Source organism: Segatella copri, assembly GCF_019249765.2.
Classification (GTDB): Bacteria; Bacteroidota; Bacteroidia; order Bacteroidales; family Bacteroidaceae; genus Prevotella; species Prevotella copri_K.
The window spans coordinates 1520934-1547500 of record NZ_CP152484.1 but is presented as its reverse complement, the minus strand read 5'-3'; the positions used below and the strand labels follow the sequence as shown (position 1 = coordinate 1547500).

At 44.5% G+C, this 26567-nt stretch carries 21 protein-coding genes and 6 tRNA genes (1 of these 27 only partly in view); 15 read left to right on the top strand and 12 right to left on the bottom strand.

Annotation, left to right across the window (positions count from 1 at the left end; translation table 11 throughout):
• Positions 1 to 120, bottom strand: the beginning of a protein-coding gene (locus KUA46_RS07020) for a hypothetical protein (RefSeq protein ID WP_228112430.1). It extends 249 nt beyond the left edge of the window; only the first 120 of its 369 coding nucleotides appear in the window; it begins with the start codon at positions 118 to 120; its stop codon lies beyond the left edge, outside the window.
• Positions 121 to 306: 186 nt separating this feature from the next.
• Here KUA46_RS07020 and KUA46_RS07015 point away from each other — a divergent pair, with 186 nt between their 5' ends.
• Positions 307 to 1968: a glycogen/starch synthase gene (locus KUA46_RS07015; protein ID WP_118081753.1), complete on the top strand. Its 1662-nt coding sequence runs from the start codon at positions 307 to 309 to the stop codon at positions 1966 to 1968.
• Between the two features lie 105 nt (positions 1969 to 2073).
• Positions 2074 to 4632, top strand: a complete 2559-nt coding sequence (gene glgP, locus KUA46_RS07010) for an alpha-glucan family phosphorylase (RefSeq protein ID WP_203054549.1) — start codon at positions 2074 to 2076, stop codon at positions 4630 to 4632.
• Positions 4633 to 4865: 233 nt separating this feature from the next.
• Here glgP and KUA46_RS07005 read toward each other — a convergent pair whose 3' ends face one another.
• Together KUA46_RS07005 and KUA46_RS07000 are read right to left on the bottom strand one after the other, a co-directional pair.
• Complete coding sequence (locus KUA46_RS07005; RefSeq protein WP_006849494.1) at positions 4866 to 5804, bottom strand: ribose-phosphate pyrophosphokinase; 939 nt, start codon at positions 5802 to 5804, stop codon at positions 4866 to 4868.
• An 83-nt stretch (positions 5805 to 5887) separates the two neighbouring features.
• Complete coding sequence (locus tag KUA46_RS07000; protein WP_022120692.1) at positions 5888 to 6496, bottom strand: thiamine phosphate synthase; 609 nt, start codon at positions 6494 to 6496, stop codon at positions 5888 to 5890.
• 108 nt (positions 6497 to 6604) lie between these two features.
• Here KUA46_RS07000 and nspC point away from each other — a divergent pair, with 108 nt between their 5' ends.
• The 12 genes from nspC (at position 6605) to KUA46_RS06940 (ending at position 12750) form a co-directional block, all read left to right on the top strand.
• Complete coding sequence (gene nspC, locus KUA46_RS06995) at positions 6605 to 7780, top strand: carboxynorspermidine decarboxylase (RefSeq protein ID WP_218487600.1); 1176 nt, start codon at positions 6605 to 6607, stop codon at positions 7778 to 7780.
• 202 nt (positions 7781 to 7982) lie between these two features.
• Positions 7983 to 8055, top strand: a tRNA-Gly gene (locus KUA46_RS06990).
• A gap of 61 nt (positions 8056 to 8116) precedes the next feature.
• Positions 8117 to 8200 (top strand) — tRNA-Leu (locus KUA46_RS06985).
• A gap of 20 nt (positions 8201 to 8220) precedes the next feature.
• A tRNA-Gly gene (locus KUA46_RS06980) sits at positions 8221 to 8293 on the top strand.
• A 41-nt stretch (positions 8294 to 8334) separates the two neighbouring features.
• Positions 8335 to 8416, top strand: a tRNA-Leu gene (locus KUA46_RS06975).
• A gap of 24 nt (positions 8417 to 8440) precedes the next feature.
• Positions 8441 to 8524 (top strand) — tRNA-Leu (locus KUA46_RS06970).
• A 20-nt stretch (positions 8525 to 8544) separates the two neighbouring features.
• A tRNA-Gly gene (locus KUA46_RS06965) sits at positions 8545 to 8617 on the top strand.
• A gap of 32 nt (positions 8618 to 8649) precedes the next feature.
• Entirely contained in the window at positions 8650 to 9186 is a 537-nt protein-coding gene (locus KUA46_RS06960) for a hypothetical protein (protein ID WP_006849491.1), read from the top strand.
• A gap of 29 nt (positions 9187 to 9215) precedes the next feature.
• Complete coding sequence (locus tag KUA46_RS06955; protein WP_022120694.1) at positions 9216 to 9563, top strand: single-stranded DNA-binding protein; 348 nt, start codon at positions 9216 to 9218, stop codon at positions 9561 to 9563.
• Positions 9564 to 9624: 61 nt separating this feature from the next.
• Positions 9625 to 10932, top strand: a complete 1308-nt coding sequence (gldE, locus tag KUA46_RS06950; RefSeq protein ID WP_194252657.1) for a gliding motility-associated protein GldE — start codon at positions 9625 to 9627, stop codon at positions 10930 to 10932.
• Between the two features lie 35 nt (positions 10933 to 10967).
• Positions 10968 to 11603: a 4'-phosphopantetheinyl transferase family protein gene (locus KUA46_RS06945; protein WP_119237079.1), complete on the top strand. Its 636-nt coding sequence runs from the start codon at positions 10968 to 10970 to the stop codon at positions 11601 to 11603.
• Positions 11590 to 12750: an esterase-like activity of phytase family protein gene (locus KUA46_RS06940; RefSeq protein WP_218487601.1), complete on the top strand. Its 1161-nt coding sequence runs from the start codon at positions 11590 to 11592 to the stop codon at positions 12748 to 12750. Before KUA46_RS06945 ends, KUA46_RS06940 begins: the two co-directional genes overlap by 14 nt.
• A 5-nt stretch (positions 12751 to 12755) precedes the next feature.
• On the opposite strand, the gene KUA46_RS06935 is transcribed toward KUA46_RS06940, so the two are convergent.
• The 4 genes from KUA46_RS06935 to KUA46_RS06920 form a co-directional block, all read right to left on the bottom strand.
• Positions 12756 to 13493: an SDR family NAD(P)-dependent oxidoreductase gene (locus KUA46_RS06935; RefSeq protein WP_218487602.1), complete on the bottom strand. Its 738-nt coding sequence runs from the start codon at positions 13491 to 13493 to the stop codon at positions 12756 to 12758.
• 70 nt (positions 13494 to 13563) lie between these two features.
• Positions 13564 to 14409, bottom strand: coding sequence for an N-acetylmuramic acid 6-phosphate etherase (locus tag KUA46_RS06930; protein ID WP_153093157.1), 846 nt, complete (start codon positions 14407 to 14409; stop codon positions 13564 to 13566).
• A gap of 117 nt (positions 14410 to 14526) precedes the next feature.
• Positions 14527 to 15132 carry an HU family DNA-binding protein gene (locus KUA46_RS06925; protein WP_153085385.1) on the bottom strand — a complete coding sequence of 202 codons (606 nt, stop codon included), beginning with the start codon at positions 15130 to 15132 and terminating at the stop codon, positions 14527 to 14529.
• 350 nt (positions 15133 to 15482) lie between these two features.
• Positions 15483 to 15794 (bottom strand): nucleotidyltransferase domain-containing protein, encoded by a 312-nt coding sequence (locus tag KUA46_RS06920; protein ID WP_089544510.1) that lies wholly within the window; start codon positions 15792 to 15794, stop codon positions 15483 to 15485.
• 278 nt (positions 15795 to 16072) lie between these two features.
• On the opposite strand from KUA46_RS06920, the gene KUA46_RS06915 reads away from it, so the two are divergent.
• Positions 16073 to 16831, top strand: a complete 759-nt coding sequence (locus tag KUA46_RS06915) for a helix-turn-helix transcriptional regulator (protein ID WP_119237083.1) — start codon at positions 16073 to 16075, stop codon at positions 16829 to 16831.
• A gap of 6 nt (positions 16832 to 16837) precedes the next feature.
• Here the strand turns inward: KUA46_RS06915 and KUA46_RS06910 are convergent, their stop codons facing one another.
• The 5 genes from KUA46_RS06910 to KUA46_RS06890 form a co-directional block, all read right to left on the bottom strand.
• Positions 16838 to 17431 carry a type I 3-dehydroquinate dehydratase gene (locus KUA46_RS06910; RefSeq protein ID WP_218487603.1) on the bottom strand — a complete coding sequence of 198 codons (594 nt, stop codon included), beginning with the start codon at positions 17429 to 17431 and terminating at the stop codon, positions 16838 to 16840.
• A gap of 54 nt (positions 17432 to 17485) precedes the next feature.
• Complete coding sequence (locus KUA46_RS06905) at positions 17486 to 19813, bottom strand: TonB-dependent receptor domain-containing protein (protein ID WP_119237085.1); 2328 nt, start codon at positions 19811 to 19813, stop codon at positions 17486 to 17488.
• Positions 19814 to 19987: 174 nt separating this feature from the next.
• Positions 19988 to 24982, bottom strand: coding sequence for a RecQ family ATP-dependent DNA helicase (locus KUA46_RS06900; RefSeq protein ID WP_218487604.1), 4995 nt, complete (start codon positions 24980 to 24982; stop codon positions 19988 to 19990).
• Between the two features lie 136 nt (positions 24983 to 25118).
• Positions 25119 to 25676, bottom strand: coding sequence for a hypothetical protein (locus KUA46_RS06895; RefSeq protein ID WP_022120415.1), 558 nt, complete (start codon positions 25674 to 25676; stop codon positions 25119 to 25121).
• A 93-nt stretch (positions 25677 to 25769) separates the two neighbouring features.
• Entirely contained in the window at positions 25770 to 26543 is a 774-nt protein-coding gene (locus KUA46_RS06890; RefSeq protein WP_256625082.1) for a winged helix-turn-helix domain-containing protein, read from the bottom strand.
• Positions 26544 to 26567 lie beyond the last annotated feature (24 nt).

Sequence of the window (26567 nt, the reverse complement as noted above, 5' to 3'; positions counted from 1 at the left end):
ACCGAACAGTTCCTGTCCTGGAACCTTGAGGTTCTTATGGTAGAAGTCTATATTCATATAGACATCATACTCTTTGTTTGTAATCTTCCCCTTGAATAGGGTGCTGTCTGTTTGTGCCATACTAGATATACTAATTAGGCATAATAATGTTGCTAAAATCTTTCTTTTCATCTCTTTTTTCAATTAACTGCGACAAAGTTATTCATTTAAATCAAGAAAACTGCATTTTTTTTAGGATTTTAATAAGATTAATTCGTTTTTTTGCAAATATTTATCTATCTTTGCGGTGTTTATTGATAATTATATATGGAAAAGAAAAGATTATTTCCAGATTACATATTTGAGTCTAGTTGGGAAGTGTGTAATAAAGTTGGTGGTATCTACACCGTTCTTTCAACTCGAGCTAAGACTCTTACGGAAAGGTTAAAGGATCAGCTAATCTTCATTGGTCCTGATTGCTGGGGAGACAAGGTGAATCCTTATTTCTCTCAAGATGATACGCTTTATGCGGAGTGGAAAGCAGAAGCTCTGAAAGAGGGCTTAAAGGTTAAAGTAGGTAGATGGAATATACCGGGAGAGCCAGTAGCTGTTTTGGTAGATTTTAATCCTTACTATGCTGTTAAAGACCAGATCTATGGACAACTATGGCAGGACTATCAGGTTGATAGTCTTCATGCTTATGGTGACTATGACGAAGCATCGATGTTCTCTTATGCTGCCGCTCTGGTAGTAGAGAGTTTTTACAAACATGTTGTTGGAAAAGGCAAGAAAGTTATCTATCATGGAAATGAATGGATGACAGGACTTGGTGTGCTCTATGTGAACAAGCATCTTCCTGAGGTGGCTACTGTGTTCACCACGCATGCTACAAGTATCGGTCGTAGTATTGCCGGTAATAATAAGCCTCTTTACGATTATCTTTTTGCCTATAATGGTGATCAGATGGCGCAGGAACTCAATATGCAAAGCAAGCATTCTATAGAAAAGCAGACTGCTAAGTATGTTGATTGTTTCACAACAGTGAGTGATATTACTGCCAACGAGTGCAAGGAATTGCTCGATAAACCGGTAGATTTCGTTTTGCCTAACGGATTTGACAATAGTTTTGTACCTAAAGCAAGTACCTTTACAAAGAAACGTAAGGAGGCAAGAAAGCGTTTGCTCGATGTAGCCAATGCTTTGATGGGTACAGATTTGGATGATGATACGCTCATCGTTTCTACCAGCGGACGCTACGAGTTCCGCAACAAGGGTATCGATGTCTATATTGAGGCTATGAACCGACTGCTTCGTGACAACAATTTGAAGAAGAATGTATTGGCATTCATTGACGTACCTGGTTGGGTAGGAGATCCACGTCAGGATCTGTTGGATCGTCTGAATAGCGGTAAGAAGTTTGACACGCCATTGGAGGTTCCGGAGATTACCCATTGGTTGCATAATATGAGTCATGATAATGTATTGGGTATGCTGAAGTACTTCAACATGCATAATAATAAGGAAGACAAGGTGAAACTGATATTCTTACCTTGCTACTTGACAGGCGATGATGGTATTATCAACAAGAGCTACTATGATGTAGTGTTGGGTAATGACCTCTGTATCTATCCTTCTTATTATGAGCCATGGGGATATACTCCATTGGAGGCTGTTGCGTTCAAGGTGCCTTGTATCACCACCGATTTGGCTGGTTTCGGTCTTTGGGCTAACTCAGAGAAAGGAAGTTACAGTGAGATAGAGGATGGTGTGAAGGTTATCAAGCGTACCGACTATAATTATTCTGAGGTAGCTGATGCTATCAAGGATACCGTAGCTAAGTACTCGGGATTCACCAAGACACAGGTGAACAAGTGTCGTAAAAATGCTGAGATTCTTTCAGAAAAAGCATTGTGGAAACACTTTATCGAGTATTACTATGATGCTTATGACTTTGCCCTGCGCAAGGCTGAAGTTCGTATGAAGAAATAATAATCTCTCTTTCTTGATGGCGTAAGCCATAAAACAAATATTTGGATTCTGCAAGAATCGCTATGTTTGCAAGATAGAAAATATACATCTTAAAAATAAAACACAATGAAAATTAAGGCAGACTATGCTAATGCTCCTCAATGGAAGGAGACAACCATTAAATCAAGCCTTCCTAAGGAGTTGAAGTGCTTGGATGAGATCGCTCACAATATGTGGTGGGCATGGAATTATGAAGGTCGTGACTTGTTCAAGAGCCTCGATGCTGATTTGTACGAGAAGTGCAATGCTAACCCTGTATTGCTCTTGGAGCGTTTGAGCTACGACCGCAAGGAGGCTATTGTTAAGGACAAGGAGACAATGGCTAAGGTTAAGAACGTCTATAAGATGTTCCGCGAGTACATGGATGTGAAGCCTAATGCTAAGCGCCCATCTGTAGCTTACTTCTGCATGGAGTATGGTATTAACCAGGTGGTTAAGATTTACTCTGGTGGTCTTGGTATGCTTGCTGGTGACTACTTGAAGGAGGCTTCTGACAGCAACGTGGATATGTGTGCTGTTGGTTTCCTCTACAGATATGGTTATTTCAAGCAGTCTTTGAGTATGGATGGTCAGCAGATTGCTAACTATGATGCTCAGAACTTCAACTCTCTCCCTATCGAGCGAGTATATGATGAGAATGGTAACCCATTGGTAGTTGATGTGCCTTACACAAACTATCAGGTACATGCATACGTATGGCAGATGAATGTAGGTCGTATCAAGTTGTATCTCCTGGATACAGATAATGATATGAACTCAGAGTTCGACCGTCCTATCACTCACTCTCTCTACGGTGGTGACTGGGAGAACCGTTTGAAGCAGGAGATTCTGCTCGGTATCGGTGGTATGCTCGCATTGAAGAAGATGGGTATCAAGAAGAATATCTATCACTGCAATGAAGGTCATGCAGCTCTTTGCAACTTGCAGCGTCTCTGCGACTATATCGAGGAGGATGGCTTGAACTTCAACCAGGCTCTCGAGTTGGTTCGCGCTTCTTCTCTCTATACTGTTCACACTCCAGTGCCAGCTGGTCATGACTACTTCGACGAGGCTCTCTTCGGCAAGTACATGGGTGGCTATCCACAGCGTCTTGGTATCTCTTGGGATGAGTTCATCGGTATGGGTCGTGAAAATCCAGACGATCACAACGAGCGTTTCTGCCTCTCTACATTCGCATGCAACACTTGCCAGGAGGTTAATGGTGTAAGTAAGCTTCACGGTTGGGTAAGCCAGCAAATGTTCTCTAACATCTGGAAGGGCTACTTCCCAGAGGAAAACCACGTAGGTTATGTAACCAATGGTGTTCACTTCCCAACTTGGACTGCAACAGAGTGGCGTAAGCTCTACGATACATATTTCGACAAGAACTTCATGAACGACCAGAGCAACGAGGAAATCTGGCATGCTATCTACAATGTTTCAGATGCTGAAATCTGGAATACCCGTATGACATTGAAGAAGAAGCTCGTAGCTTATATCCGTGAGAAGTTCACCCAGACATGGTTGAAGAACCAGGGTGATCCTGCTCGTGTAGTATCTTTGCTCGAGCGTATCAACCCTAACGCTTTGATGATTGGTTTCTGCCGTCGTTTCGCTACATACAAGCGTGCTCACCTGCTCTTCACCGACTTGGAACGCTTGTCTAAGATCGTTAACGATCCTGAGCACCCAGTATTGTTCTTCTTCTCAGGTAAGGCTCACCCAGCTGATGGTGCAGGTCAGGGCTTGATCAAGAAGATTTTCGAGATCAGTCAGCGTCCTGAGTTCCTCGGCAAGATTATCTTCCTCGAGGACTACGATATGACTTTGGCTCGCCGTCTGGTTTCAGGTGTTGATATCTGGATGAATACTCCTACACGTCCATTGGAGGCTTCTGGTACATCTGGCGAGAAGGCTGAGATGAATGGTGTTGTCAACCTCTCTGTACTTGATGGTTGGTGGGTAGAAGGTTACCGCGAGGGTGCTGGTTGGGCTCTTCCTGAGAAGCGTACATACCAGAACCAGGGTTACCAGGATCAGCTTGATGCTGCTACTATCTACAACCTCTTGGAGAACGACATCATCCCTATGTATTACAACAAGAATAAGGAAGGCTTCAGCAAGGAGTGGATCCAGGTAGTAAAGAACTCTATTGCTACTATCGCTCCTCACTATACAATGAAGCGCCAGTTGGATGACTACTATGATAAGTTCTACAATAAGGAGGCTGCCCGCTTCAAGAAGTTGAGCGCTAACGACAATGCACTTGCTAAGGAGATTGCACTCTGGAAGGAGAGCGTTGCAGAGCGTTGGGATGGTATCCACGTTGTATCTAAGGACGACTGCATGCTGATGGCTGCTGAGACTGGTCAGAAGATTAAGGTTCAGTATGTTATCGATGAGCAGGGCTTGAACGATGCAGTAGGCTTGGAGCTTGTTGTATTGAAGGATCAGCCAGAGGATGGCAAGCAGATTTATGCTGTTTATCCATTCAAGATGGTTGGTCACGAGGGTAACAACTTTACATTCGAGGCTGAGATTGAGCCAATCAATGCTGGTTCATTCAAGACAGGCGTACGTATGTATCCTAAGAATGATAAGTTGCCACACCGTCAGGACTTCTGCTACGTGAAGTGGTTGAACTAATATAATAGCGACATTGTCACATTATAAATATATGAATCCTGTATCTCTTTTTGGGATACAGGATTTTTTTTGTTGAAATCGAAAAATGAACAGTGTTATTGTAGTTGTGAAAAGTGAATTGTGAAAAGTGAATTGTGAAAGTAGATTAGAAACAGGGGAAGAATGGAATCATAAAAAAGGAGTCTTCCTTTTTAAAAGAAAGACTCCTTGTAAACTTGTATGATGATATTTCCTTATACCAGATACTGGGAAGAGATACTCTCGTTATCCTCAACACGGCGAATGGTTTCTGCAAACATATCTGCAATAGAAATCTGCTTAACCTTTGCGCAACGCTTGGTGTAAGGGATGGAATCAGTGAATACTATCTCCTCAAGAGCTGAATCCTGAACACGCTCAGATGCAGGACCACTCATCACGCAGTGAGATGCACATGCACGAACAGTCTTTGCACCAGCCTGCTTCATGATGTCGGCAGCCTTCGTGATAGTACCGGCTGTATCGACCATATCATCAATGATGACAACATTCTTGTCTTTTACATCACCGATAATCTGCATGCTTGCTACTACATTGGCGCGAGCACGGGTCTTGTTGCAGAGCACGAGAGGGCAGCCGAAGTACTTAGCATAAGTGTTGGCACGCTTAGAACCACCAACATCTGGAGAAGCAATGACCATATCCTTGAGGCGTAAGCTCTGCAGGTATGGCAAAATAACGCCAGATGCATAGAGGTGATCTACAGGAACATCAAAGAAGCCCTGAATCTGGTCGGCATGGAGATCCATGGTGATGAGACGGTCGATACCGGCAACGCTGAGCAAGTCGGCTACCAGTTTAGCGCCGATGCTGACACGTGGTTTGTCCTTGCGATCCTGACGGGCCCATCCGAAGTAAGGAACAACAGCAATAATATTGCGGGCAGAAGCACGCTTTGCTGCGTCAATCATCAGGAGCAACTCCATCAAGTTGTCTGAATTAGGGAATGTGCTCTGTACGAGGAAAACATCGCGTCCGCGGATAGACTCCTCGAAAGATACGCCAAATTCACCATCAGAGAACTTGGTTACAACCAAATTACCCAGTGGGCAACCTAAACTAGCGCAGATTTTTTCTGCAAGGTATCTCGAGTTAGTACCAGAGAATACCAAAAAAGAGTTTTTGTCACTCATTTCTATTAGTGTTTATGTGTATTAATAGTTATTTTTATCTGTTTTCATGTAGGGGGATGAATCTTTTTTCGGGAACCTCAGTATTAGCTGATAGCCTTTCTCAATTTCTCGAAGTGAAGAATCAACTCTTTGAAATCGCGCTCGTTGTGAATGTCGAAACGGTTCCAGAGATCTCCACAGATTACTACTCCTCCAAATCCGAGTTCCTTGGCAATCTTGAGATTTTCCAGACTCATGCCTCCCAAGGCGTATACCTTCTTGTCTATGAGTCCTGCCTTGGCTGCATTCTCAAGCTGCTGCAGATTGAAGGAAGACTTTTCGTCTTTAAACTCAATACAGTCGAAGATGTTTTTCAGAAACACATAGTTTGATTTCTTCTTCATCTCTTTCAGCATCGAGAGATCTGTGCAGGTGCGACTGAACTTGCCTTTGTATCCATCCGGTACCGGTGCTAGCGGATCGTCTATATGGATTCCTGCTAAATCATACTCCTGTTTGAGGTAATAATGATCATGAACAGTAATCTTGCGAAGATAGTCTTCAGGCAGTAACGTGAGCAGTCGCTCAGCATACATTGGTGACGAACCTGGCTTGAAAAGATGCAGGTTGTCCATGCCCTCGTCGAACAGCGAGGATAGTATTTTATCTTCTTCCACAAAGAATGTGGACTTGGTCATTATCGCTAATTTCATCGTCAAAATGATTTTTATGATGCAAAAGTATTAAAAAAAACGCAAACTAGCAATTATATTCGGGATAAAAAGCTATCTTTGCACCATAAAATTAATATTTATCAAGTTATGCAAGTAAATTTAGCGAATTTTAATGAGATTCATCGACCAATTTACGTTTTAGAGGAAGAACGTTTGCGACACAATCTGTCGCTCATCAGGAGTGTGGCTGAGCGTGCCGATATGGAAATTATTCTAGCTTTTAAGGCTTATGCTCTTTGGAAGACATTTCCGATTTTCAGAGAGTATATTTCTTCGACCACGGTCAGCTCTCTTAGCGAGGCAAAACTGGCGTATCATGAATTTGGCAGTAAGGCGCATACTTTTTCGCCGGCTTATACCGATTATGAGATTGATGAGATAGCACAATGCTCAAGTCATCTTACTTTCAACTCGCTTACGCAATATGAGCGATATCATGAACGGGCTCGTAGGGCAAATTCTGACATCAGACTGGGATTGAGAGTAAATCCGGAATATTCTGAAGTCGGAACATTGCTGTATAATCCGTGTGCACCTGGAACCCGATTCGGTGTATCGGCAGATAAATTGCCTCAAACTTTGCCTTCAGATATAGAAGGTTTCCATTGTCATTGTCACTGCGAGAGTGGGGCGGATGTCTTTGAACGTACGTTAGCTCATATCGAAGAGAAATTCTCTCCTTGGTTTCCGCAGCTGAAATGGATTAATTTCGGTGGAGGTCATCTGATGACCAGGAAGGATTATGATGTGGAACACCTTATTAATATAATTAAGGGATTTCATCAGCGTTATCCTCATCTTAAAATTATCATGGAACCTGGTAGTGCCTTTGGGTGGCAGACCGGGCCGCTTGTAACTCAAGTAGTAGATGTGGTTGAAGATAAAGGTATCAGGACAGCTATCATAAATGCCAGTTTTACCTGTCATATGCCCGACTGTCTGGAGATGCCGTATATGCCAGCTGTCAGAAATGCAGAAACCCTGGAGGTTGATGATCCGACGAAGGCTCCTGAGGGCGCACATATATATAGAATAGGTGGCAACAGTTGTCTGAGTGGAGATTTTATGGGCTTCTGGAAATTTGACCATGAATTGCAAATAGGCGAGAATGTTATTTTCGAAGATATGCTGCATTACACTACGGTAAAGACAAATACCTTTAATGGAATCACTCATCCATCAATAGGAATCGTACATTTAGATGGAAAATTGGAAATTCTAAGAGATTTCAGCTACGAAGATTATCGCAGTAGGATGGATTAGTATAATTTCCATTTTCCCGATTTTTCTGCCGGATGAGTTTAAAAATCGGCAAAATAAGGCTTAAAATGTGTGTTTTGCTCACTAAAAAGGGCAAAATGCACATTTTTTTTCAAAAAAATCGAAGAAAAGTTTGGTAATTCAGAAAAAAGTAGTACCTTTGCACTCGCATTCAGAGGAACGCTCCTAAGTAATAGGAAAAACTGCGGAAATAGCTCAGTTGGTAGAGCACAACCTTGCCAAGGTTGGGGTCGCGGGTCCGAGTCCCGTTTTCCGCTCATTTTTTTTGAAAACAACATCAAGTTTTATCTTGGTTAGATAATTGATGACAATATACTTGGAGAGGTGGCGGAATTGGTAGACGCGCTACTTTGAGGGGGTAGTGACAATTGTGTCGTGGGAGTTCGAGTCTCCTCCTCTTCACTGGTATTGTTATCTTACAAGCGGAAATAGCTCAGTTGGTAGAGCACAACCTTGCCAAGGTTGGGGTCGCGGGTCCGAGTCCCGTTTTCCGCTCGATCATTTTTGTATTAAACCAAGATAGGTTTAAGTTTAGGGCCCAAGTGGCGGAATTGGTAGACGCGCACGTTTCAGGTGCGTGTGTTTCACAACGTGCAGGTTCGAGTCCTGTCTTGGGCACAATGTTTAAATTAGCTTAGTGTTGGAGAGGTGGCGGAATTGGTAGACGCGCTACTTTGAGGGGGTAGTGACAATTGTGTCGTGGGAGTTCGAGTCTCCTCCTCTTCACTTTTATTGTTGTTTTATAAGCGGAAATAGCTCAGTTGGTAGAGCACAACCTTGCCAAGGTTGGGGTCGCGGGTCCGAGTCCCGTTTTCCGCTCTTTTTTTTGAACTCGAGAAACATACCCATTTATGAATTTATATTTAAGATATTTTGATCAGGAGACATTAGTTACTAGTGTTGATGATGCTATTGGTTTTTTAAAGAGTATTCCTGAGATTGAGATGGATGCGGAGCTAGAGGCAGATGTTCGTGAATATGCCGCTAGCGATTTGACGTATCCAAAAAGATATAAGGTACGCCCACGTGTTTATTTTATTGTGATAAAGACTACGGCGCAAACTATGCAGGATTTTAAGGATAAGAAAGCATTGCGTACTCCTACTCCTGCAGAGAGAATGGAGAATCCTGTTGTTGCCAGTTTGGCTCAAGAGGCTCCAGGCTGGTATGAAGGATCACTTGATTTCAAGCGTGTTGTGATGGTACCGGCTACAGGAAAGTTTGAGTACCGTGATACTCATTTCGTTGCGGATGTTAAAGCTGAATCAGGTTTGGATTGCTACAATCGCATCGTAGATTATCTGCGCGATTGTGTAGATTCACGCAGCCAGTTCCCATCTGCAAAAGGTAAGAATTTCCATTTCCGCTATCTGGGAATGTGGAAATAAAATATTCAGAAATTTAAAAGATTCGTGTCATGAACAAGGTTATGCTAATTGGTAATGTAGGTAAAGATCCTGACATTCATTATTTCGAAGCAGATCAGGCAGTAGCTCAGGTCTCTCTCGCAACTACAGAGAAAGGATATACTTTGCCTAATGGTACCCAAGTGCCAGACCATACAGATTGGCACAATCTTGTTTTTTATCGTGGGCTTGCAAAGGTAGTAGAGAAGTATGTGCATAAGGGTGACCGCCTTTATGTGGAAGGAAGAATCCGCTACCGCTCCTATGATGACAAGCAGGGTAGAAGACAATATATTACGGAAATCTATGTAGATAATATGGAGATGTTGAGTACTCGCCCTGCTACTAAAGAACAATAATTATTAATTTTTAGCTCAGAAATTGGATATATCCACCATAACTGATGCCTTTGGTGATGTGATGCTGATGCAGCCTTCCGCCGGGGTTATTGTAGCTGCTGTACTTGCAGCTATATTGTTAGGCATGTCTGCTTTTGCCAGTGGTTCCGAAATTGCTTTTTTCAGTTTATCACCAACTGATGTTGCGGAACTTGAGGATGAAAAGACTGATGCTGATAAGAAAATACAGATGTTGCGTGATGATTCTGAACGTACGTTGGCTACCATTTTGATAACCAATAATTTTGTGAATGTCACAATCATCATGCTCCTTAATTATGTATTCGCAGGAATCGTAGAGTTTGGTCCTAAAGCTTATTGGCTTCAGTTCCTGATTATTACGGTTATTCTTACTTTCTTGCTTTTGCTTTTTGGTGAGATTATGCCGAAAGTGTATGCCCGCCAGGATTCTCTGAAGTTCTGTCGCCGGTGCGTAGGGGGAATTCTGTTTGCCAGAAAGTTGTTTTGGCCTTTAGAAACTATCTTGCTGAAAAGTGGAATTCTTGCAGAAAAGATTATACAGAAGGAAAATCATGTGCTGAGTGTTGATGACTTGGAACAAGCTCTTGAACTGACTGATAAAAATGATATCAAGGACGAGCAGAGCATGCTGAAGGGTATCATCCGCTTTGGCGATGAAACAGCCAAGGAGGTGATGACCAGCCGACAGAATATTGTTGACCTGGATATCCGTAGTTCTTATCCAGAAGTATTAAAGTGCATTGAAGAGAATAATTACAGTCGTATTCCTGTTTATCAGGATAATACAGATAATATTCGTGGTGTACTGTATATCAAGGACTTATTGCCTCATCTTACGAAGTCTTCCAACTTCCGTTGGCAGAGCCTGATTCGTCCTCCTTACTTTGTTCCTGAAACCAAGAAGATAGATGATCTGCTTCGCGAGTTCCAGGACAACAAGGTTCATATCGCCATTGTGGTAGATGAGTTCGGAGGAACATCGGGTATTGTTACTCTCGAAGATATTCTGGAGGAAATTGTAGGTGAAATCAATGATGAATACGATGAGGAGGAGAAGTTCTACTCGAAATTAAATTACAATACCTTTGTTTTTGAAGGTAAAACGCTTCTTTCTGATTTCTGCAAAATCCTGAATGTAGATGACGAAGAGTTCGAGGAGGTTGAGGGTGATGCTGATTCTCTGGCTGGTCTGCTCTTGGAAATCAAAGGCGATTTCCCAAGTATGCACGAGAAGATAGATTATAAGAACTATACTTTCGAGGTTATGCAGATAGAGGAGCGTCGCATCAGCAAGATTAAGGTGACGGTACATCCTTTGAAAGATAACGTGGAGGATTCTTCTAAGTAATCATCAGTATTCATCAATATCAGAATATAAAAAATATGGCAGTTGTCAATATACGAGAAGTTTATCCGGGAGTGAGTCTTGGTTTATGGCAGATGGATGAAACTGTAGAACAGTTGTTCGAGCAGTATCCTCATCTGCAGGCTTACCGTTCTCAGGTGGAAGAGAAATATAAGAACGATGGCAGGAAACTGGAGTTTCTTGCCATTCGTGCATTAATGTATGAGATGCTCAAGACGAACGGGGCTTCCAAGGGCTTGCTTTCTCATGCGGGTGACATTACCCACAACGAGGCTGGCAAGCCATTGTTCCGTGGTTATCATATCAGCGTTTCGCATACCAAGGGTTATGCTGCGCTTATCCTTTCCAAAAATCAGGAAGTGGCGGTGGATATCGAATACTTCAGCGATAGGGTAGAGCGCATCGCATCCAAATTCCTGCGCAAGGATGAGAAGGCGGAAGATCTGGATGCCAAGCTGGTGCATTGGTGTGCCAAGGAAACGGTCTTCAAGTTATTCTCTGAAGAAAACCTGATGTTTGAGGATATGCGGGTGAAGCCGTTTGATACGATGGCAGATTGGTCGTGTGATGTGGAGAATCTTAAGAGCAGGAAGACGGCGCATGTAGATTTCGAGTTAACCATGGAATTTGTTCTGACTTATGCTGCGCTGTAATATCCTGTCTGTCTTCCTGGCATTCAGCTTGCTGGCTGGGGCACAGGATTGGAAAGTAGTGAGAGAGAATTCTCAGAAAGCTTTTCCGAAAACCGTGGCTGCGGGTAACTACAGTGGCATTGCTCATCTGCATGATGATATCTATGCAGTGGTAAGCGACAAGTCGGATAGTGCCCTGTACTTCAACTTCCGGATTCAGGTGAATCCCAAGACCGGCGAACTGGAACAGGTAGAGAACCTTGGGTTTACCGAGAGAACAGATGGAACGCTGAACGATGGAAAGTTTTGGCAGGGGCAGGAGAAAGGTTTTGACCACGAAGCCATCGTGAAGGCTTCTGATTCTACCTTGGTGATAACAAGCGAAGGATATTGCCGTTTAAAGGAGTTTCCTGTTCTGTCTACTTCGGCTAATGCTCCCAAGATTAGCTATCAGCAGAACCTTTGGGAGAGCAGATGGCCTTCTTCTGATTTTTATCAAAATTATAATTTTGAGTCTTTGGCTTTTGATTCCGTCCGTCAGTATCTCTGGACGATTCCTGAGAGCACGCTCCGCAAAGACGGACAGCCTGCTACTCCTCAAAACGGATTGGCCAACCAGCTTCGTTTGATGAGGTATGATTGGGGAAAGATAAAGGAAAATCGTAACAAGGAAAATAATGGCAAGGAAGACTGTAGCGAGCAAGAGAGTAGCAAGAAAGCCTCTCGTTACATGACAGCCTATGCCTATCAGATGGATCAACCTTCTACCCATAAGAAAGCAGATATCTATGTGATGGGGGTGAGTGAGCTTTGCGCCTTGTCCGATGGACAGCTTCTGGTTCTGGAGCGTGAGGCCTTTATCCCGAAGATTAAGATTGGGGCTTTCTGCAAGTGTAAACTCTATCAGATTAATCCTTTGAATTCTGAGGAGTTTGCTTTGAAAGAGAAGTTTTCATCAGATACTCCTTTCTTGAAGAAGAGATTGCTCACGGAATGGAAAACCGGCTTGTCACTTTCCAAGCGTTCCTTTGCCAATTACGAAGGTATGTGTCTGGGACCCAAGTTAGAAGATGGTTCCCAGGTTGTCATCCTGCTGTCTGATTCGCAGGATCAATATGCGGGAGTATTGAAAGACTGGTTCAAGACGATTGTCATCAGAAAGGAATAAAGTTGTTATGTTGTAATCTTCAATCTCGTCCATAACCATCTAGGAATGAGTCGCCAGAGGAAGACGAGGATATCATATCTCCAGTCTATCACCTTAACTTCCTCTCCGTTTTCGATGGCACTTACGATATGCTTCGCCACATCTTCCGGTTTGAGTTGCAGCGGATAGCTGCTGCCTGCGATAAGGTCGGTCTTTACGAAGCCTGGTCGGATATCTGTGATGGCGATAGGGAGATGACGCATCCGTGCCTGCTGCGACAGGCATTCCAGATAATGGTTCTGGAATCGCTTGGTGGCAGAGTAGGCTGGGGCGGCACCGAGACCTTTGGTTCCGGCAATGGAAGTGATGCAGGCAATGCGGGCTTTTGAATTGCTCTGATGATGAGTAGCAAACCAGTTGAATGCCGTATCCACCATTCTTGTGAATCCCAAGCCGTTGGTTTCCACAGTCTTCAACTCCTTTTCTATATCCAGCGAGTTGTTCTGCCAGCCAATGCCGGAACTATGGAAGTAGAGGTCCATGCCTCCCAACTTATCGATGAGTTCGAGAAGTTGGGCAGGAGCATCGGGAGAAGTTACGTCTATTTGCTGGTAGCAGGTAATGCCGCTCTGCGAAGTCAGAGCCTGCAATCTTTCAATTCTTCTTCCGGCAATTCCGACCTGCCATCCTTTTGCAGCAAGCAGTTTTGCCACTTCCATTCCGATGCCCGATGTGGCACCCATTACAATTGCTTTCTTTGCCATATAGTCCTATTATATAAGGTGAAATTTTGATAGTTCTATTTAAATAAGGTGAAGTTTGGTCTAAATTTATCTAAATATCTAAATCGCTTTTACTCTTCAGCAGGTCTTCCGCCTTCTTCACGCTTCCTGCTTTCAGTATCAGTTGCTTCACTTTCTCGTAATCCGTATATTGCGGATTGCGTTCCATGAAGATGCGGCAGGCACGGTCGATGAGTTTATGATTGATGAGCTTGGCGTTCACCATCTTGTTGCCTTCCACCCGTCCTTGTCTTATCAGTAGGGAAGTGCTGATCATATCCAGAATCATCTTCTGCGATGATCCTGCTTTCATGCGGGTACTTCCCGTTACGAACTCCGGTCCCGTGATTACTTCTACGGGATAATCGGCTGCTTGGGCGATGGGAGCGTGGGGATTGTTGACGATGCAACCCGTAGGAATGCCTGTCTCCTTGCAATGCTGCAAGATGGAAAGCACGAAGGGGGTTGTTCCGCTGGCAGAAAAACCGAGCACGAAATCCTGCTCTGAGATATGCTTGTCGCAGAGCTGGTGCCAACCATTCTCCAGGTCGTCTTCTCTGGATTCCCTGGTTTGTGTAAGGCAGCCGATGCCTCCGGGGAAGATGGCTTGTATCTGCGAACCGTCGATGCCATAGGTGTTCTGCACTTCGATGGTATCGAGCGTAGCCAGTCTTCCGCCCGTTCCGCAACCGGCATAGAAGAGTCTTCCGCCCTTCTTCAGCTGCCCTTCGATGGCGGAAATCAGTTGGTTAATGGCAGGTAATGCTTGTTCTATTGCCACAGCCACCTTCTTGTTTTCTGCATTGATATGAGCGGTGAGTTCATCCACGCTCATCTTTTCCAGATGTTCGTAGAGCGAGCTCTGCTCTGTTATTCTCTTTTCTTCTTTATTTGGCATATTACTTTATCTTTAGGGGGTAGATTTAATGTAATGAAGCCTAGATGGTCGCGGAGGCTATGGCTTGCAGTCATCTAGAGAGTTCTATCATGATGAGACCTATCATCCGATGGGTTCCTATTCTTCAGCCAGGAAATAAACCGGCGCATTCCGGGAACCTTCTTTAATCAGGAAACCGGATTTTTCCAGTTTCTTCAGCCAGTTGAGTGCTGTCTGTTTACGGATATGAAATTCCGCTTCCAGTACTTTTCTGTTAATGGAACGGTTATGCTTCAGATACTCTCTTATTTTCTCCTTCAATGCATCTTCAGAGAAAGGGTAGGAGCGGGAAGTATACTGTGATTTCTCGAAATGAGTATTATATTTCACCTGTTTCAACAGGTCTGCATTGGGGCGAAACTTGATGCCTCTTACGCTTACATATTCAGCTCTCACTTTATTGTCGGGTTTCAGGTCATCCATATCCAGATCTACCGAGAGCGAGAGATAACCTATTTCCGGAATGTTGACACGTTTTCCATCCTGCAGGTCTTCTTCTATGATATCACGCAGTTTCATGAGTACGGACGAAACTTCTCCTTCTCCCAGACAGCTATGTCTGGCGATTCGGCTGATCATCTCCTTGTCAGTCATAGCTGTTTGCTCAAAGATATGGGCGAATCGGCGAGTCTCTTCATTTCCTCCTGCATTGGGAAGATAATGGATTTCATATTTTATAGCCATCGTATTCTTCTTTCTGTTTAGCGATACAAAGGTAATCTTTTATTCTTAAACTACCAAATAAAAATGGCACTAATATGGATGAACGGTTTGATTGATACGAATGAGCGGTGTTATTGATGTGGGTTAGAACTGCTTATCAATAGGAATAAGCATCGTAAGAAGCCTTTATAAGTTGTCGGAAGAAGTAGGATAAGTTGTTGGAACAGTAAGTATATGTTGCTGGGAAAGTCACTTCCGTCAGTCGCACAACAGCTGTTGTGCGCTTGCATATCAGCTGTTATGCGCTTGCACAACACGTGTTGTGCGAGCGTAAAACAGTTGTTGTGCAGTAAAATTTGTAACTCCCTTCATCATATTGCAATTCCTTCCTTATTTACGTTATGATTGAATAAGGTATAATGGTTCTCCTCCCATTCTTTTTGGGAGAAGAGTACAGGGTTGATGATTTCATCAATATCCCAGCCTAATTCTCTTAGTGGATAAGAATACTTATCGTAATCTTGAAGCGTAACTTTTGGTTTGTCTAGAAGAATCAATACATCCCAATCACTTCCTTCATGTTCTGTACCTCTAGCGCGGGAACCAAACAAGATAGCTTTTGCATGAGGATCAATCTCATGCAATCTATTGTGCATTGCTTCTATGATTCGTTTCTTCTCCATATCTATCAATATTAATATATGTGTTGCAAAAATACAATAATAATACGAAACTGCAAGGACTTTTTATAACTTTTTACGGTTAATTTTCTGTAATTATATAATGTGGCATTATCGTAATTGCAAAAAAAAATGTATTTTTGTAGGCAAGAATCGTATAAAAACAAGACCCGATAGCTTGACGAATCAGAGGCTACCGGGAATCAACGCTACAAAGATAGTGCTTTTTCTTGTTAAAACCAAGTAAATGAACGAATTTTATGGAATATTCAGAATAGCTTATGAATAAAGAAAAAGAAGATTTCTTCCTCCATTCCAACGAGGTGAATCATATCAACAGAGAAGATTACGACAAGATAGAATTATTGGTGAATGCGGCAAAGGCTTTTGCCCGCAGCACCTACCAGTGCGTCTATATCATCGACTATTTTCATCAGGACTTCATCTATGCATCAGACAACCTCGCTTATCTCTGCGGATTGGAACCGGAGCAGTTGATGGAGGCTGGTTATCAGATGTATATCGACCATGTTCCGGATGCTGACCTGCAGATGCTGCTCGAAGTGAACAAGAAAGGTTTTGATCTTTTCAATGAATTGCCTGTGGGCGACCGTCTGGACTATACCATCTCGTACGACTTTCATCTTACCAATGGCAGACATAGCCGATTGATTCATCATCACCTCACTCCGATACTTCTTTCTGATGATGGAAGAATCTGGCTTGCCCTCTGCACCGTATCATTGGCAGCAACCGATGAACCGGGACATATCATCATGCAGAAGAATGGTGAGCGTAGCTATTTTGAATATTCCACGTTACGTCATAAGTGGGAAAAGAAAGAAGGCATAACCTTGAGCGAGACAGAGAGAGATGTTTTGAGATTGTCTGCCCAAGGTTACACGATGAATGATATTGCCGACCGACTATGCAAGTCGGTGGATACGATAAAGGCTTGCAAGCGCAACCTTTTCGCTAAGATGGGCGTGAAGAACATTGCCGAGGCGCTGTTTCATGCCACAAACTATCAGATGATATAATCGCAATCATATCTCTTCCAACAATGGCGAGAGATAGAACTTGGGGAAGTATTTTACCTCCTTGCCTTCCGCAAGGTTTGCGAGGATGTTGGCACAATAGCCGGCGGCTATGTATGCCCCGATGCCCAGTTGCGGGAAAGACTCCTTGGAATAGTGCCTGATGGCTTCATCTATCCAAGGCACAGGCATCTGCCAGAACATACCGTACTGCGAGATATACTTGCCCAGTGAGCACCGGAAATCATCCGTTCCTTTTTTCACTACTTCGCTGAATGGATAGCCTTTCGGTTTCTCTATAGCGAGAAAGGCAGCCTTGCCAAGATTGACGGCATGGATAACGGGGATGCCCTGCTCCTTACATTTCTCATCGAAAGCGAAAGAGGCTTCGTTGTCATGTAAGGTTGCATTCACCGCATACCGGATGCCCGACAAGTCGCATGCATCCACATCTTCCATCGTCAGCGTATCCTTTTCTATGCGATAGATTTGAAATCTATCTTCCTGCCGAGGGCTTTTATGGAAGTCATGGTGCAAAGCACAGGAGGCTATCAAGCCTCCCATGTCTGCGCCACTAATCAACAATTTTATTGGGTTGTTCATTTATAGAGAGATTTATTGTCATTACACCATTGCTGGATTCAGCAGATAGACAGATTACATTCTGTTCTTCTGGCTTTCTCCTGCACCTGTACCCTTATACTTGCTTCTTGCAGTGTTGAACTTATACCGTACAGTAAGCGACACTTTGCTTGTTGACAGTCCATCATACACCATTTCCTTTATTTTGCCAAAATGAGCAATCATATGACTATCGTTTGTCCCGAACAAATCATAGATGAAGAGCTGAAACGACAAACGATCCTTCAAGAAAGCCTTATACGCGGAAATATTCGTGCAAAACATTGGCTTGTACAGATACTGATTCTCTTCATGGCCTTTCGTGATATACGACATCATCAACGTAAACATTCCTAATTTGGTGTTGAGCGTATTGTCAAAACGGAATGAAGCCATTGGTTTATTGAGCGATTTCCCATCGTGCGTCTCCATATCAAACCATTGCTTGTCAACGGATGCTGTAAGCGAAGGATACCAGATGCCAAACGAAGGGCGCAAGTTGATGGATGCAGCTACGTCATTATACGAATTCCCATTTACTGGCTTCATCAAGCCTATTGCAGGATTATCCTTATAAGTCTCCACTGTGGATATAATCGGATTGGAAGTATGGCTGTAGGTCATATCGAATGTCAACCATTTGTAAGCCAACTCGTAGTTGAGATTTCTGCTTATCTGAGATACCAGAAATGGATTTCCCGTTTCATACGTGTATCGGTTGTCATACTGAATGCCACTGCGCAAATTATGATAGGAAGGACGATTAATGTCGGCTGCATAGCTCAATTGCATCTGTATCTTGCCTACAGGCATCGATAAGCTAAGCGATGGGAACCAATTGCCGTACGACTTGCTTTGCCCAGGCACATACTTGCCATATTCATAGTAATTGAAGTCGATGTACTCGTATCTCATACCTGCCTCCAAACTCAGATTACCGAAATCTCTTGAATAGGTCAAGAATGAAGATGTCATACTTTCTGTAATACGGCTGTCGTCATCCGATACCAAGTTAGTTGGCACCACTTGATACTTTGAGGTACGATGGGTGTTGGAATATTCACCACCCAAAGACAAATTACCACCTAATAATGGATAAGAAAGCACCAGTTTGGAAGCGAGCAGATGATAGTCCTTGTTAGTCAAGCTATGAGCCGTCTGGCTTTGCGCATCCATTCCCACTTCCTGGTATTGCTCTTTGGTAACATCGTTCTGGTATTCCTTCGACCATAGCCAATCTGTATTGAAATCGATGCTGAGCTTACCAATCTTTCCTACATAGTAAATATTGCTTGAAAGATTATTCTTCTGCCAAAAGAAATCAGCATGACTATCAGAATTTTCAGACAATTCTTCGTCTTGCAATATAGAAGAACTCATATCGCCGTTCCATGTTTGCTTAGGATTTCTAAGAAAACCAAAGTTGGCACCTATAGAGTTGTTGGCATCCAACTGGTAGCTGGCATCCAGGCGAAAGTTCATGGCTTCGATAATACCTACTTGTCTTATCTCACTTTTCTGGTTCCAAGTCTTGTCAAGATAAGTCTTCTGCTGTAAGTCTTTATTGTCTGGCTGGTATTGTCTTGCTCCAAAGGCGTATGCGCCCAGCTCTAAGCCATTCTTGCGATAGCTCATATTCAATTGGCTAAACCCGCCGAAGTTTTTCTTTTCATCATATTCACCAGTAGTCTTCGCATCAAATCCGAAACCCTCGCCCTGTATCTTCTTCGTTGTGATACGGATGACCGCCTTGGTGCTGGCTGCGTAACGAGCACCAGGGTTAGTGATGACTTCCACCGACTTGATGTTATCTGAATGCAAACGGTCCAGCTCGCTCTTGTCTCTCATCTGTCGTCCATTGATATAGATAACAGGCTCACCGCGTCCGAATACCTTGATGCTGCCATTCTGGGCAGACACGTTGGGGATGCGGTCGAGCAGGTTCTCCATGGTTCCTGCCTTCTCAAGTACGGATCCGACGACGGTTGTCGTCATTCCGCCATTCTTCAGGATAGTCTTAGGCAGGGATGACTTCACGACAACTTCGCCGAGCATCTTGCTGTCTTCTTCCATCTTGATGATGCCCACATTCTCGCCTGTGCAATCCTTGCAGATTGTCTTATAGCCTACGGATGTCACCTTGATGATTCCACCGTTGCAGGAAGAGTCGATGACAAAGCTGCCATCCTCTCCACTCACTGCGCCCTTGATGAAAGCCGAGTCTGTTCTATTCAATAATACTACATTGGCAAACGCCAAAGGTTCTCCCTTGGTGTTCATCACCTTGCCGATGATATTCTGCGCCATCATCGGAGTCATAGCCGAGAGGCACAACGCTGTGGTAAAAATTACTTTTTCCTTCATATTGCTACAGTTTTGCTTGATTTTTTTATTTTTCTGCTGCAAAAGTATAGCTTTTAAGGAAAAAGCCTTTGACACAAAAGTGTATTTCTCAAGAGTGTGGCTTAAGAATTACACTTTTGTGTATAAAAAGAAAGGATAAATAGTGTTTGGTGATAGATTTTTGATGAATTTACCTTATTTTTTCATCACCAAATCAGCGAGCACGATGGCGGATTCCTTCTCATCCCTCGGTGCATCCTTTGACTTCCATGCCACGATGAAGCGGATTCGGGCATCGGTTACCTTGTAGCCTTTCAACTCCCATTTGCCTAGTTTCTCCTTCATCTTGATGGAGAGCTGGGCTATGTCTCTGCCTGTTGATGGGAGACAGAGGCAATGGTCGTGGTAGGTTAGCGGCATGCCACTTCTCAAGGAAAGAATAGCGTCCTTGTGAGGCTTGGAGAAGCCCAGGTTTACATCCTTGTGTGAGAGCTGGAGTACTATTTCGTTGGGCTCATCGTAGGCTTGGGCATCATAGAGATGCTGGGCACTTTTCAGGCTGTCGAAGAGATTGCCGTTGGTGTGGATGGCAAGCGTACGCTTGGCACGGGTCATACCCACATAGTATCGGCGCAGTATGTCATCGGTAGGATGTTCGGGATGGGTAATGAGCATCAGTACATGGTCGAACTCATGACCTTTTGCCTTGTGGATGGTGCTGACCACGATGTCTGATTTCGAGATATCACAGAAGTCTTCTACTGATGATTCGAACACGAACTCCCTCAGGTCGCTGTAGTACTTGGCACGATTGGTCTGCTCAAATACCTGGAGGCTGTGGCGCAGATATGGCAAAGCCTGGCTGGTGGCATACTTTTGGAATGTCTGCTGCTTGGCTGTTTCCCAAATATCATCAGGGATGATAGGGGATTTCGTTTCCTTGATACCTTGGTCTATCTTTTTCAAGAAGTATCTTACCTCTGCCAGATTCCAGAAGCGCAAGCCGTCCATTGATTGCACCAGTTTGGCCTTGATGTTATGGCAGTGAAGAAGAGCCAGCATGATGACAGCCTCCTCATTCGTCTGCGTGAGGATACTGATGGTTTCGTTCTTCTTTCGGGAAGATGCATCGGCTTCTTTTGAAGCGTTACTTCCTAGTAATCGCGTAACATCTTCAAGGATAGGCTGAAACATATAAACCTTTTTCTCCTGAATCTCGTATGGATGCTTCACGATTCTTACCTCTCCATCTTCTTGACTCATGGAGATGATAGGGGTAGATTTGATTCGCTGACGGATGTTGCGGGCGAAGTCGTTGGCAGCATTCACGATGTGGCGAAGGCTGCGGTAATTCTCCGTCATCTCGATGAAACGGCTGTGCTCTGTCTGGGTCAGTTCATAGAGATACTGCGAGTTGGACCCCCTAAACTCATAGATGTTCTGGTCATCATCGCCTACGGCTATCACCCTCATCTCTTCGTTGGCTTTCATCAGAGCAGAGACAAGGGCATAGTCATCCTTGCTCATGTCTTGTGCCTCGTCAATAACGAGCACAGTCTTGCTGATGCGATTGGGTTCAACTTCTCCATTGTTTATCATTTCGGCGGCTTGCTTAACCACATCTCCAGCCTCATCCAGATTGCCAACCCTGCCCAGCAGGTCGAAGCAGTAGGAATGGAAGGTCTTGATCTCAACGAAATGGGCGGCATTGCCGATGAGTTGCATCAGTCGCTGCTTGAACTCGGTAGCGGCTGCACGTGAGAAAGTGAGCATCAGGAGTTGTTCGTGCTTTACATCTTCCAACAGCAGGAGAGAGGCAAGCTTATGTACGAGCACACGTGTCTTGCCGCTGCCAGGACCGGCAGCGACTACGATGCAGCGAGACTCATGGTCGTCGATGATTTCCTTCTGTCGCTTGGAGAGCATTCCGAAGAGTTTCTTATACTTCGAAGGTGTTACGTTGCGCTCTATCTCAGTCTCCCGGTTGCCCTTGAAGTACTTTAAGATGAAGCAGTGGTAGTCCATCTGGAAGTAATCCTGCACATATTGCAGGGCAGCGTCGTAATCTCTTACCATCAGGTTGGCATATTCGCCCACGATGTGAATCTGCTGAATCTTCTGCTTGTAGAATTCATTGAGCATGCGATAATCTTCCTGTTTATAGCGGAGGCGAAGTTCCTTGGTACGCTTAATCGCCATTGCATTGTAGAGTACCAGGAATCCTCCTTCCAGCTTCATGGCTCCTATCTTGGAGAGATAGAGCAAGGCTTCCTCCACGTCTTCCAACTGCAAGGAAGAGAAGTCGGAGAAGAGTGACTGGTTGCTGGATTTCAGATCGTTCAGAAGTTCAACTACCGAGAATTGGAGAGGCTTCTCTTTTGAATCTACAGAAGAGCTATTATTGCTCTCTTCTGTTATAGTTTTATTGTTTTCTTCAGCCAGGCTGTATAGTCTTTCGATGATGAATCGGCAAACCTCAATTCGTCTTTCGAATCGCTTGATGATGGTCTCTATATCCTTGTCTCTTGTTACGATGAGATTGCGACCACCGTCTTCCTTCTTGTGCGCATATCTCTTCACTGCCAGGAAGTATAGCAGTGTGCGGATTTTCTTTTCGGTTGAAGTGTTGATGCCGTCATGTACGGCATTGTCATTGAGTTGTTTGTATGTGATGTGCAGCGATTCATCCGGGATATGTTCCAGGATGTATCTTTCCAGTTTGGCGTAGTTCTCCAGCATCTGCTGAGGCTTGCGTTGTTTGTCGCTGATGTCTTGCAGATAGGCTGAGATGTCACGGGTATCGGCAAGAATGCCTTCCTGTCGCATTCGGTCAACGGAAGAGATGACGTCTCGCTTGCTGAGTCCGAGGATGTCGGCGAGGTAATCGATGCGGGATTCTGCCTCGCTATCCTGCGCCCTGGCTATATGCTTCTGGGTGATAAGCGACTTGATGATGCGGATGGCATTCTGCATCTCATCTTCTGAGAACAGGGGGGATTCGGTGAGGCGCAGTCTTGCCTCGTCCATGTTCTTGACGGTGATACCTGTGGCATAGACGTGCGGAATGTTGTTGCCACGCTCTATGTATCCGCTCTGTTCTAGAGCAGAAAGGGCGGTGCGAACACGGGTTTCTATGTCGGATACCGAGTCATCCCAACCGGCTTGACGGGCTATCTCCAGTGCCGAACAACTTACATGTGGGCGCTGCTTGGTAAGAACTTTGATGGTATTCCATACCTGTTGTATCTCGCTGATGCTCAGCTTGGTTTGGTTGAGCAGGATGAAGTGCTTGTCCAAGTCCTCATCGCTATAGAGTACATAGCATTTGGCATTGAGGTGTGGGTCTCTTCCTGCACGTCCAGCCTCCTGTACATAGTTCTCCAGAGAGTCAGAGATGTCGTAGTGGATAACCAGCCCCACATCGCTCTTATCTACTCCCATACCGAAGGCGGAGGTGGCAACGATGATTCTTACCTTGTCGCTCATGAAGGCATCCTGATTGTGTATCTTCTCATCGGCATCCATCTTGCCATTATAGGGCAGGGCGGATATACCATCACGTGTCAGTTTCAGGGCGAGTTCCCGGGTTCGCTTGGTGCGGGATACGTAGATGATGGTAGGGCAATCTGTCTGCTCTACCAGCGAGCGCAGTAGATTGTATTTGTTGCCGTCACTATCTACGTGGATAACGGAATAGTGCAGGTTGGTACGTGAGGCTGATGAGGCGAAGAGCTGGAGGTCGGTACCCAGCCAATGCTTGAAATAGTCGCAGATGTCCTGCACCACCTTCTGTTTTGCTGTGGCGGTGAAGCAAGATACGGGTATCAAGGTTTGACCATGGTTGCGGGCCATAGCATCCTTGCCAAACTTGCGTTCCTGATATTCCTTGATAAACTTGCCGATGTATAGGTAATCCACCCGGAAGTCTTGTCCCCATGCAGAGAAGCAGTGAGCTTCGTCAATGACGAATCTCACCACATGCCGTGCCATCAGGATGCGCTCGATGGTTTTGGAGCGCAACATCTCTGGTGCTATATATAATAAGGTGGCATCTCCGCTCTGTACTCGTTCGATGGCTAGGGAGCGGGAGATAGGGTCGAGGAGACCGTTAATGGTTACGGCATCAGTGAAGCCGCGGTCTGCGAGGTTATCTACCTGGTCTTTCATCAATGATTGCAGAGGCGAGATAACCACAGTGAGTCCATGTACGGTTCTGCCATCCATCAGGGCTGGCAACTGGAAGGTGAGCGACTTGCCGCCACCTGTAGGGAATATCGCCAATAATGACTTGCCATCCACTGCTGCCTGCGATGCCTGTTCCTGCAGCGGTTCGCCGTCATAGGTACGGAAGGCATCATAGCCAAAGAGTTGCTTCAGGTTGTGATGAATGTCGAGCATGCGGTTGCAATACTCGCAGCCATCGGTGCATTGGGTATGGCAGAGCATATAGATGATATGTTCTACTTCGGGATAATGGAAGAGTACCCAACCTGGGGTTACAGATTGGTAATCGTCTGTGCCTATGAGAGCCAAGGCGTATGCCAAGCCGCAAGGCGACTGGGCTGCAAGAGCCGGAATGTCGGCATGGGCGCAAATATGATTCTTGTATTCAGAAAGGATGTATTCTGAAACGCCTATCATTGCGTCATCCTTTTCGATGGCTCCCACATACATCAGGAATCCTCTGAATTCCTCTTCATTCTGTAGCAGCAAGGTGAAGATTTTCCTCTTCCTTTCTGATAATTGATTCCATGCAGCGATTTCATCCATCAACAGCTCCTTGGCTTTCTCGCAGTCGTTGACAGGATTGTTCATCTGCTCGCTCATCAGTTTGTCGTCCTTTACCAGATGATGGTAAGGGCGCTTGGGGAAGAGGAGTGGGGAGAGATAGAGGGTATCTATCAGTATGCCGTTGAGTTGGAGATAGCGGGCATCGTGATGAATGAGGTTATGCCCGCAGATATAGTCAACCTTTCTTTCCTGCAGGAACTTGTTCAGTGCCGTCTGCGATGCTTGGTGAAAGGTAGCTCCGTCATAACTTAATGCCCCGATATCGTGTATTTTATGGTCTTTCAGTCCCACTTCGGTATCCACGAAGGCAATGTTCCTGCTTCTGGCATCTTTCTTCTTGATGTCAGAGTTTACGGTGAGATTGTTCTTCCTTCCAAAGAGGTGACTGAATATTGACATAATCTTCGATGTTTATATTTACACCGCAAATGTACAATTATTATTTGATATATGCAAATAATCAAGCGCTTTTATCTTCTTTGAAAGCTGTTTTTATACAATCCCAAGAGGCTCGTGAGGATATCTTCAAGGCAGATTAATATGCCCCTAGAACCTTCCAGTCGTCTATGAGTTTGAACAGGCGGGGCATGGCTGGCTTGTAGCTGTCGGGATAGGTGAGGGAATAAACGAAGAGTATTCTGCCACTCTTGATGAATTTATCGTAATGACTGTAGCCATCTACTCTTACTCCGTTTTCATAAACAGGACCGGAGAGTATGAATGCTTTATTCGATGCCTGCATCGTCCGCTCCGAATGAAGCTTCTGGGCAAGAGAATCGGCACAAGCCTGGAGGGTGTTGCTATAGTTGGGGGTAACGTAACTCTCCAGGATGATGTTGGCATGATTGGTGAATGAGAAGCGGGCATAGCCCTGGTATCCCGATACCGAAGTATCCTCCTGCTGGAAGAAGCAAGGATATTTGACAACGTAGCCGAAGTCCGGGTCATTGTATTCCTTCATGGGTGCCATCTCTACCTTGGTTTTGAAATCCGCCATCGGTGTATGCTTCTCTTTCGTAACCTCATGGTGATAGTTGATGATGAAGTTTATCATCATCAGCAAGACAACTGCTATCAAAAAAATCTTCTTCATATCTTTGTCACTTTTATATTTTAGCAGCAAAGGTATGAAGAAGATGGGAAACAGCCAAATAAAAAGTATGACATTTGGCTGACATTTCTGAACTTATCTGATTATCAGTCGGTAAGACTTGCCTCTTTCCGACTCAATCATGAGGTTGCTATTCTGCTCAATCACCGGTTTGATACGGCGAATCAAGGTATAGAGCGTTTCGCTGGCATCCGGTTTCTTGGGCCAAAGAGCATCACAAATCTCCTGTTTGGAGAGTTGATGATGCGTATTGTTGAAGAAGAGTTGCATCAGCTGGTGCTGCATCGGAGTAAACTTGACGGCTTGTCCGTTTTCCTGATTGTAGAAGGAATCCTCGTCTTGAGTATAGCACATGGTGCCGAACATATCAGCCTCATGATTCCAGGGTTGTTTTCTGCGATGATAGTATAGCGATCCAATAGCCCAAATCATAGCCATGAGGGTAAGCGTCAAAGAGGTCCGCTGGTTGCTCATACTCAAAACATCTGCCATCGAACAGTTAGCATAACTTTGGATAGAATGCTCGTTGAGAAGCATCTCTTTGCTGCTGAGCAGGTTGGCGCTATTTACCAGCTGGGAATTGTTCTTGCCTCTTCTTCTGTCTTCCATCACATAGCAGAGATAACTGGTCGACTTCAGCAGGTCGATGCTGAGATGCGAGCGGTAGCTCTGGATGGTATCAGGCGTAATCCATTGATATTTATTTTCCTGAAGAGTCAGAGCCAAAGCTTTGTTCATATCTTGTACAATGGCATACTGTGCCTTGCGGTAGTTGCTTACGCTGGAGAATGCCGCAGACATCACAAGGATGGCAAAGATGAGGATGGAATGATATGCTTTCAGTTTCATATTATCTATTCTGTTTAAATGATA

Excerpts from the sequence above, each read along its gene's own strand:
- KUA46_RS07015 (WP_118081753.1), top strand. The coding sequence starts at position 307 with ATGGAAAAGAAAAGATTATTTCCAGATTACATATTTGAGTCTAGTTGG.
- glgP (WP_203054549.1), top strand. The coding sequence starts at position 2,074 with ATGAAAATTAAGGCAGACTATGCTAATGCTCCTCAATGGAAGGAGACA.
- KUA46_RS07005 (WP_006849494.1), bottom strand. The coding sequence starts at position 5,804 with ATGAGTGACAAAAACTCTTTTTTGGTATTCTCTGGTACTAACTCGAGA.
- KUA46_RS07000 (WP_022120692.1), bottom strand. The coding sequence starts at position 6,496 with ATGAAATTAGCGATAATGACCAAGTCCACATTCTTTGTGGAAGAAGAT.
- nspC (WP_218487600.1), top strand. The coding sequence starts at position 6,605 with ATGCAAGTAAATTTAGCGAATTTTAATGAGATTCATCGACCAATTTAC.
- KUA46_RS06960 (WP_006849491.1), top strand. The coding sequence starts at position 8,650 with ATGAATTTATATTTAAGATATTTTGATCAGGAGACATTAGTTACTAGT.
- KUA46_RS06955 (WP_022120694.1), top strand. The coding sequence starts at position 9,216 with ATGAACAAGGTTATGCTAATTGGTAATGTAGGTAAAGATCCTGACATT.
- gldE (WP_194252657.1), top strand. The coding sequence starts at position 9,625 with ATGCTGATGCAGCCTTCCGCCGGGGTTATTGTAGCTGCTGTACTTGCA.
- KUA46_RS06945 (WP_119237079.1), top strand. The coding sequence starts at position 10,968 with ATGGCAGTTGTCAATATACGAGAAGTTTATCCGGGAGTGAGTCTTGGT.
- KUA46_RS06940 (WP_218487601.1), top strand. The coding sequence starts at position 11,590 with ATGCTGCGCTGTAATATCCTGTCTGTCTTCCTGGCATTCAGCTTGCTG.
- KUA46_RS06935 (WP_218487602.1), bottom strand. The coding sequence starts at position 13,493 with ATGGCAAAGAAAGCAATTGTAATGGGTGCCACATCGGGCATCGGAATG.
- KUA46_RS06930 (WP_153093157.1), bottom strand. The coding sequence starts at position 14,409 with ATGCCAAATAAAGAAGAAAAGAGAATAACAGAGCAGAGCTCGCTCTAC.
- KUA46_RS06925 (WP_153085385.1), bottom strand. The coding sequence starts at position 15,132 with ATGGCTATAAAATATGAAATCCATTATCTTCCCAATGCAGGAGGAAAT.
- KUA46_RS06920 (WP_089544510.1), bottom strand. The coding sequence starts at position 15,794 with ATGGAGAAGAAACGAATCATAGAAGCAATGCACAATAGATTGCATGAG.
- KUA46_RS06915 (WP_119237083.1), top strand. The coding sequence starts at position 16,073 with ATGAATAAAGAAAAAGAAGATTTCTTCCTCCATTCCAACGAGGTGAAT.
- KUA46_RS06910 (WP_218487603.1), bottom strand. The coding sequence starts at position 17,431 with ATGAACAACCCAATAAAATTGTTGATTAGTGGCGCAGACATGGGAGGC.
- KUA46_RS06905 (WP_119237085.1), bottom strand. The coding sequence starts at position 19,813 with ATGAAGGAAAAAGTAATTTTTACCACAGCGTTGTGCCTCTCGGCTATG.
- KUA46_RS06900 (WP_218487604.1), bottom strand. The coding sequence starts at position 24,982 with ATGTCAATATTCAGTCACCTCTTTGGAAGGAAGAACAATCTCACCGTA.
- KUA46_RS06895 (WP_022120415.1), bottom strand. The coding sequence starts at position 25,676 with ATGAAGAAGATTTTTTTGATAGCAGTTGTCTTGCTGATGATGATAAAC.
- KUA46_RS06890 (WP_256625082.1), bottom strand. The coding sequence starts at position 26,543 with ATGAAACTGAAAGCATATCATTCCATCCTCATCTTTGCCATCCTTGTG.